We start from the raw sequence: 7,208 nt of genomic DNA on the forward strand, positions 1-7,208 counted from the left end.
GTCAGCCGGCCTCGCCGGACGCCGCTGGCCGGGCCGGGCCGACGATCGAGTAGACGACCGACCCGCCGAGAGCGAGAACCACCGCCGCCAGCACCGCGGCACCGCTGTCGGACGGCTGGCCCGGCCAGGTGGCGATCGCGCCCCAGACACCGTCCTGGGGATACAGCACCGCGACGGTGGTCCAGCCCAGTGGCAGGAACCATGACCGGGCCGCGCCCACCACCGTCGCGCACAGGGCGGTCAGTCCGATCAGGCCGGCGGCGTCGCGGACCACCAGAGCAGTCGGCCCGAACCGGGCTCCGGTCTGCCGGGTGGCGAGCAGGACCACGACGACCAGCACCAGGGCGGCGAGCAGGTGCACCGCACGTCGCCAGGGCCAGGGCCGCGAGGCGGTCCGCTCCAGGTTCTCGTCGGGACCGGCAAGGGTGGCCGACAGCACCGCGACCATCAGCAGCACCGTCATGACGACCAGCAGCGAAGCGACGTCCCGCTCGTTGGCGAACGCCAGGCACAGCGCCCAGATCAGCGCCGCGCCGCCGACGGCCGCCGCCAGGGTCAGCGGTACGCGCCGCGAGCGCAGATACAGCGCGACGCCGGTCATCGGGCCCCGCCCCCGGACAGGATGCCGGTGAGGTCCGCGCAGGCCAGCAGGGCATCGCGGAGTGCCGTCACCCGGGCCAACGCCTCGTCGTCGGGCAGCTCGCGCAGGCTGTGCCACAGTCTGACCGCCTCGACCGTGACCTCGGGATCCTCGTAGAAGACCTCGGGAATCACCTCCACCTCGGACTGCGGCTCGCGGTCCAACAGCCAGTAGGTCGCCGCGCGTTCGGCCGCTTCGTCGCGGTTGTGGCACTTCTCGTCGTAGTCGACCCCGAGCCCCCTGACGGTCTCGTACACCACCGCTGCCGGATGGCCGAGCCCGCCCCGCCGATCGGACCGGATCATGATCCGGACGACGCCGTCGTTGAGTGATCTGACCTCGTCGGATCCGAACCTGCTGGTCTCCTCGTGCACGGCGGCCGGGGCACCCGGCAGCTTCGCCAGCGCGCTCAGACCCTCCCGGGCCAGCGGGGTCAGCGCGTCGAGGACGTTGGCGTGGACCCGGCTGACGCACACCGTCGGCGCGTCATCGGTACACACCAGTTCCCGGGCGACGGGATCGACCGGCCAATTGAGCACCTCCTCGTCCCGGGGGACGACCACCGCCGCCATGGTGAGCCCGAGCAGCACCGGCACCAGCGCCGCCGTCCGGGCCCGCCAGCCGTCCGCGGCGAACAGCAGCAAACCGGTCACGGCGAGCGCGATCATCGAGATCGCGAGCGCGCCGCTGACCCGATTGTCGATCGTCTGGAAGGCGTGGAACGAGACCGCACCGTGGACCGGGGAGACCGCTGCGGCCAGCCAGTCCGGGAGCCGGATGGCACTGAGGAAGACCAGCAGGACCCCGGCCACCCCCACCGCCGGTGCGGTCACCAGGGCGGGGAGCATCCGCCCGATGGCCAGTCCGAGCCACGCCGCCGCGACCAGGGACAGCGCACCGACAGCGGTGACGACGGTGAAGTTCAGCACCGGCACGTACGCTGCGGTGGTCACGATCCAGGCGATGCCCGCCGCCGTCATCAGCAGGTAGGCGACCGCGAGGGTGACAGCCATCGCACCGACGACCGGCAGGATCCGTCGTAGCCGGGACCGGGGGGTGGTGGCGAACAGTTCACCGACCTTCGCCCGGTGCTCCCGACGCCCCTGCCAGGCACCTGCGGCCAGGGCCAACGGCCACAGCAGCAGCAGGTACTCCCGACTGGTCATGGCCAGCGTCATCCAGCCGGCCGCCCACCGGCCCGGGGCCGCGTACAGTGCGCCGACCCCGACCGCCACGGTGAGCAGTGCCGCACCGAGCGCGGCGGAACGGCGTAGTTCGATGCCGTAGACGCTCATGCGGGTACCGGCCTTCCGCCGCGTGCCGGCAACGCCACGCCCGCTCATCGGGTGGCCTCCGCGCGGTGCCGACGGAGGACCGCGGAGTAGCCCCGCTCGGCCGGGCTGTCCCCGGCATCGCCCTGGCCGCCCTGGTCGCTGAGGCTCTCCGGACTGCCCTGCCACACCAGGCGTCCCTCGTTGACCACGATCACGTCGGAACAGGCCGCCACCACGTCCTCCACCAGGTGGGTGGAGACCAGCACGCAACTGTCCGTGCCGAGATCACGCAGCAGCTCGCGGAAGTCGAGCCGCTGTTCCGGGTCGAGGCCGACGGTCGGCTCGTCGAGCAGCAGGAGTTGCGGATCGTTGACGATGGCCTGCGCGATCCCGGCCCGGCGCAACATGCCACCGGAGAGCGTCTTCAGTCGGGCGTCGGCCTTGGCGGACAATCCAACCCGGTCGATGGCCCGTTGGACCGCCGCCGGCACACCGGCCTTGGGCATCTCCTTCAGCCAGGCCATGTAGCCGACGAACTCGCGGACGGTGAACCGGGGGTAGAAGCCGAAATGCTGCGGCAGGTAGCCCAGGGCGCGGCGCACCGAACGCAGCTCGGAGCGGCCGTCGACCGGGTGCCCGAGCAGTGCCAACCGCCCGCCGGACGGTGCCAGCACGGTCGCCAGTGACCGCATCAGGGTCGTCTTGCCGGCACCGTTCGGGCCCAGCAGTCCGTGCACACCGATGGTCAGGGTCAGGTCGAGGCCGTTCACGGCCAGGTGCCGTCCCGCCCGGACCTGCAACCCCTCGGCGTGGATCGCCCAGGGATGGGTGGTGGCGGCCGTCTCGGCCGCGCTCACGGTACGCATCATCAACTCCTTCAGCTGGCATGGTCAGCGGCAGGCATCGCCGGGTTCGCAGTGGGCGCTGCCTGCTAGGGGTGGCCGGTTGATTCCGGGTGGCTGGCTGTTTCGGGGTGGCCGGTTGTTTCGGGGTGGTGGCCGTCTAGGCGTGGTTGGCGAGTCGGCGGAATCCGTCCATCCGCAGCAGCGCGACGACGGACAGCACCACCGTGGCCAGTGCCCAGCCACCGGCCCCGTCCGCCTCCAGCAGCATCGGCACCCGGGCGACGGCGATACTGGGTGCGACGACGACGAGCATCCAGACCGCGATCAGGACCGCTGCGGCCCGGCGTACACCGATCAGGGTTCCCAACACGAGCGTGCCGACCGTGAACGCCAGACAGGGCAGCAGCACCAGCGCCAGGGACACACCGGTACCGGCTCCGACGATGGCGAGCACCGGGATGACGAAGGCCAGCACCGCTGCCGTACGCCGAAGCAACGTCGTCATGCCGGCGGCCGGAGTGGCGGCGATCAGTTCCCAGGCCGGGTCGGCCCGGCGGTGCCAGGCGACCGCCACGCCGGGCAGCGGAGCCAGCGGGGCGATCAGGAGCACCAGTGACGGCAGCCCGGTCCACAGGTTGGTCAGCACCGCCGCGCAGGCGAGCACCGCCGCCGTCATGGCCAGCCACGGTGCCAGCGTCCCGACGAACCAGCGGTGCCGCAGCCGCGACCAGGAACGACTACGGCCGCCGGGTACCGGCCGGGCGGCGATCTCCCGATCCAGGCTCACCGCGACCCGCTCGACCAGGGCCCGGCTGTCGCCGGTGGTACTGCCGGCCAACCGGGCACGACAGTCGGCACAGTCCTCAAGGTGCACCTCGATCGCCCAAACCGTGGGCTCGTCGAGGCCGGGGCCTGCGGCGGCGTACCGTTCGAGCTGGGACAACGTGGGATGGTCGGTCGTCATGACAGTGCCTCCCGCAAGGCGATCCGGGCACGGCGTACCCGAGACTTGACGGTGTTCTCCGGCACGCCCAACAGCACCGACGCCTCCCGCATGGAGAGCCCGTCGAGGACCGTGGCCCGCAGGGCCGCCCGGACCTCCGGTGGCAGGACGAGCAACGCCTGTTCCAACTCCTGACCGACCCGGACGGCCATCACCTCGTCCTCGGCCGCCGGGACCGTGCTCGCCATGAGCTGCACCTGCGGCACCCGCGCCCGGCGCGCCCGACGACGGAACGCGTCGACCAGGCGAGTGGCGGCGATGGTCCACAACCAGCCCACCGCACTTCCCCGCGCCCCGCCGTCACCCCCGGACCGGGTGCCGACGAAACTGCCCGACGCGCGCCACACCGTCAGGTACGTGTCCTGGAGAACCTCGGCGACAACGTCCGGGTCGGCGCACCGGCGGCGCAGCCGCACCTCCAGCCACGGCGCCGTACGCCGGTACAACTCGTCGAACGCCCGCCGATCCCCACAGGCCACGCGCCGCACGAGTTCGCCCTCGTCAGCCACGTCCATGCCATCACTCACATCCGGTAAGACGACACCCCCACCCGCAACGGGTCACAAAATCCTGTGATCGCCGTCACTCACTCACCCGCTGGCGGAACTCTGCCAGCCAGGCACCCGCAGAGCAGGCTGCCACCCGATCTCGCCCTGCGGGAACTTCCGGCACCCGCCTCACCCCCTCCAAGTACCGTCGGCGCGTGCTGGTGGAAGCGAGCAACACATGACTGAACAGCAGGAACTTCGTGGCGGAGTGAACGTCGTGCGCCGCTACGGCGATGTCGTCCACCGGCCGGCTGCACCGGCGACACCGGCGATCCACCGGCTCCTGCGGCACCTCCACGACCACGGGTTCCACGGCGCGCCGCAGCCGCGTGGCTTCGACAGTGAGGGCAACGAGATACTCACGTTCCTCGACGGCGAAGTACCCAATGCGCTCACGCCTGAGCTGCGTACGCCCGAAGTCCTCGCCACCGCGGCCGTACTGCTGCGCGGCCTGCACGACGCGAGCGTCACGTTCCGGCCGCGCCCCGACGACCGCTGGCTCCTCCCCATCCGGCAGCCGGCCGAGGTCATCTGCCACGGTGACGCCGCCCAGTACAACTGTGTCGTCAAGGACGGCCGGGCAGTCGGTTTCATCGACTTCGACGCGGCCCACCCCGGGCCGCGCGTCTGGGACATCGCCTACGCCGTCTACCGGTTCGCGCCATTGCAGGGGCCGGACAACCCGGAAAGCTTCGGCACACCGCAGGAGCAGGGGCGTCGGACCGCCGAGTTCTGCCGCGCGTACGGGCCGGAAGCGGGCGCCGAGGTCATCGACGTCGTCCCGGACCGACTGCAGGCGCTCGTCGACTTCATGCACGATCAGGCCAGCCAGGGCAACGAGGCGTTCCAGCAGCACATCGCGGAGGGGCACGCCGATCTGTACGAGGCGGACATCCGCTACGTACAGTCGCACCGCGACGAGCTACGCACCGCCTTCGCGGAAGCATAGGCCGCGCCCCACGCGGTGCTGCTGGCCGACGGTTCCCGCCGCGCCTCGGCGGCCTGCCCGTTAGCCGCTGATTCGCTGCAACAACGCCACGAGGGTGTAGACCACTCCGACCCACGCGACCACCTGCCCTGCGCGGAAGAAGGCAGTGCCAGCGAGGAGGAACCTCATTCTCGCCGCCTTTTCAGCTTCGTCGGGGTTCATGGCGATGCCTCCACGTCTCGGCGTCCGAGGGCTGATCCTTCACGATCCGGCTCGCGAGAGGAACCGAAAGGTGCTGATGGGTCGCCCGACTCCACCCGGCCTCCTGGTCCTGCTGCCACCACGGTGAACATGAGGCACGGCACGCCACCTGCACCTACTGCTCGCCATCCGGCTTGACGACGAACGGGCAATAACCCTGCGGTAGCTCGCTGACCTGCAAGTCCGAGAACACCAGAGTCAGCTCGTGTGCGTTGGTCTCGATCCGTACCTCGTGGAACTCAAGCCCGATCGCCTGGGTCCAACTCCGCGCCGTGGGCGACTCCTGCAGCGCGCCCGGGTAAAGGTTGTGCCAATTCACGCCCCAGACGTAGCCGTCCAACTCGACGCCGGTCTCGTCGATCAGGCGGTCATCCAACGACTGCCGTCAAGTGGAAGGCGTGACCGTGGACCGTTGTCCGGCAGTGCGCCTCGACGCAGTAGTGGACCACATAACGCAGGTAGGCCGGTGCTATGCCGCTGCGAGGATCCGCGGTGGCGTAGACGATGACCTCGTAGTCGCGCATGTAGTCGGTGAACTCGTGGTACACCAGCACCTGGTCAAACACGTCATCAAGCGCCTGCTTGAGCGTGGCTGCATCCACCACATAGTTGTGCACGGCAACGAACGACGGAGGACCGCGCCAGCCGATGCATGCCGGAGGCGCCCCCAGACCGAGCGCGGATGGCGCCAAACGGCACCCCGGGGCTTCTGCTGATCTTTGAGGTGCCCCCGGCAGGATTCGAACCTGCGACACACGGTTTAGGAAACCGATGCTCTATCCCCTGAGCTACGAGGGCGCGAGTGGCCAGTGTAACGACCTGCGGGTCGACCCGCGTTGGCAGGGAGTGACCCACGTTGACCTGCGTTGACCCAGCCAGCCGCCCCGACCGACGACCACACGCCGACCACACCAGGCAGGCCTAGCCACCATGATCGTTGACCCCGATTGACCCGAAGTAGCACGGATGGGCACGCGGTGACCTCCGCTGGAGAGCACACGGCGTACACATCAGCAAGATCGGTAAGGACTTATCGCCGGACCCTCGACTCGCACCCCACGCCTGATCGGGATCCTCGTTGAAACCTCGCCACCCGCGACGCGGTCGCGAGCACGGCGCGTTGAAGCACTACGCCGGGACGACCGGAGCGACATGAGCGAAGCACCCGGATCGACCTTGTGAAGCATCTGATCCGTAGTCCGAACCCGTCAGATGCTCCCTACGCTGCGTAACCGTTACTTCGCGCGTATCGGTGAGTGCTGCTGCGTGCCGGAACAGGCGGCTGAGTATCTGCTGGTCAGCGCGGTGCTGCAAGCGGAGTGCGCCATCCTGCGGTGTGGCGATCGGCCGCGCGGGCCCCATTATGCTGATTCTGTTCCGACCTTACTGGTCAAGCTCCGAACATCCGAGCACCAACGGAGCACCATCACGGCTGGCAACCACCGGCGTCGTCGCGCTTGGTGGGCCACCTGTCGGCTCCGACGCCGGCAGCCGTCCAGGGTGTTGCCTCGCCAGTGGTGCCCACCGGCGCCTCCCAGGCGATGGCAAGCCGCCGTCGTATACGTCCGCGGTCGACGCCATTTCACATCTATCCGCGCCACCACTCCTACTCCTCACCGCGATACCCAAGATGCCTAGCCTCGGCCCTTCAGTAAGGGCTGCCCGCATCGTGGATCATGAAAGAGGAAGTGCCTTCTGATCTGGGAAGA

General features: G+C 69.6%; 8 protein-coding genes and 1 tRNA gene. 1 reads left to right on the forward strand and 8 read right to left on the reverse strand.

The window, feature by feature from the left end; all coding sequences use genetic code 11:
- Position 1: 1 nt before the first annotated feature.
- From ACLQ2S_RS24025 to ACLQ2S_RS24045, 5 genes are all read right to left on the reverse strand, one after another.
- A complete protein-coding gene (locus tag ACLQ2S_RS24025) occupies positions 2 to 601 on the reverse strand; it encodes a hypothetical protein (RefSeq protein WP_155215289.1) in 600 nt (199 codons plus the stop codon).
- A complete protein-coding gene (locus ACLQ2S_RS24030) occupies positions 598 to 1,983 on the reverse strand; it encodes a hypothetical protein (RefSeq protein WP_230462282.1) in 1,386 nt (461 codons plus the stop codon). The genes ACLQ2S_RS24025 and ACLQ2S_RS24030 overlap by 4 nt, the downstream gene beginning before the upstream one ends.
- Entirely contained in the window at positions 1,980 to 2,780 is an 801-nt protein-coding gene (locus ACLQ2S_RS24035; protein WP_425702985.1) for an ABC transporter ATP-binding protein, read from the reverse strand. The genes ACLQ2S_RS24030 and ACLQ2S_RS24035 overlap by 4 nt, the downstream gene beginning before the upstream one ends.
- A 136-nt stretch (positions 2,781 to 2,916) precedes the next feature.
- Positions 2,917 to 3,723: a hypothetical protein gene (locus ACLQ2S_RS24040; protein WP_155215291.1), complete on the reverse strand. Its 807-nt coding sequence runs from the start codon at positions 3,721 to 3,723 to the stop codon at positions 2,917 to 2,919.
- Complete coding sequence (locus tag ACLQ2S_RS24045) at positions 3,720 to 4,277, reverse strand: RNA polymerase sigma factor (protein WP_155215292.1); 558 nt, start codon at positions 4,275 to 4,277, stop codon at positions 3,720 to 3,722. Before ACLQ2S_RS24045 ends, ACLQ2S_RS24040 begins: the two co-directional genes overlap by 4 nt.
- 211 nt (positions 4,278 to 4,488) lie before the next feature.
- On the opposite strand from ACLQ2S_RS24045, the gene ACLQ2S_RS24050 reads away from it, so the two are divergent.
- Positions 4,489 to 5,259, forward strand: coding sequence for a phosphotransferase (locus tag ACLQ2S_RS24050; protein WP_155215293.1), 771 nt, complete (start codon positions 4,489 to 4,491; stop codon positions 5,257 to 5,259).
- Positions 5,260 to 5,614: 355 nt separating this feature from the next.
- Here ACLQ2S_RS24050 and ACLQ2S_RS24055 read toward each other — a convergent pair whose 3' ends face one another.
- The 3 genes from ACLQ2S_RS24055 to ACLQ2S_RS24065 form a co-directional block, all read right to left on the reverse strand.
- On the reverse strand, positions 5,615 to 5,875 hold the full coding sequence (locus ACLQ2S_RS24055) for a hypothetical protein (protein WP_425702988.1): 261 nt from the start codon (positions 5,873 to 5,875) through the stop codon (positions 5,615 to 5,617).
- Positions 5,868 to 6,101 carry a hypothetical protein gene (locus tag ACLQ2S_RS24060; protein WP_425702990.1) on the reverse strand — a complete coding sequence of 78 codons (234 nt, stop codon included), beginning with the start codon at positions 6,099 to 6,101 and terminating at the stop codon, positions 5,868 to 5,870. Before ACLQ2S_RS24060 ends, ACLQ2S_RS24055 begins: the two co-directional genes overlap by 8 nt.
- Positions 6,102 to 6,224: 123 nt before the next feature.
- Positions 6,225 to 6,297: transfer RNA gene (locus ACLQ2S_RS24065), tRNA-Arg, on the reverse strand.
- Positions 6,298 to 7,208: the final 911 nt, after the last annotated feature.

It is taken from the genome of Micromonospora sp. DT48 (assembly GCF_049844495.1).
In the GTDB taxonomy this organism is placed as follows: Bacteria; Actinomycetota; Actinomycetes; order Mycobacteriales; family Micromonosporaceae; genus Micromonospora.

Excerpts from the sequence above, each read along its gene's own strand:
- ACLQ2S_RS24025 (WP_155215289.1), bottom strand. The coding sequence starts at position 601 with ATGACCGGCGTCGCGCTGTATCTGCGCTCGCGGCGCGTACCGCTGACC.
- ACLQ2S_RS24030 (WP_230462282.1), bottom strand. The coding sequence starts at position 1,983 with ATGAGCGGGCGTGGCGTTGCCGGCACGCGGCGGAAGGCCGGTACCCGC.
- ACLQ2S_RS24035 (WP_425702985.1), bottom strand. The coding sequence starts at position 2,780 with ATGCGTACCGTGAGCGCGGCCGAGACGGCCGCCACCACCCATCCCTGG.
- ACLQ2S_RS24040 (WP_155215291.1), bottom strand. The coding sequence starts at position 3,723 with ATGACGACCGACCATCCCACGTTGTCCCAGCTCGAACGGTACGCCGCC.
- ACLQ2S_RS24045 (WP_155215292.1), bottom strand. The coding sequence starts at position 4,277 with ATGGACGTGGCTGACGAGGGCGAACTCGTGCGGCGCGTGGCCTGTGGG.
- ACLQ2S_RS24050 (WP_155215293.1), top strand. The coding sequence starts at position 4,489 with ATGACTGAACAGCAGGAACTTCGTGGCGGAGTGAACGTCGTGCGCCGC.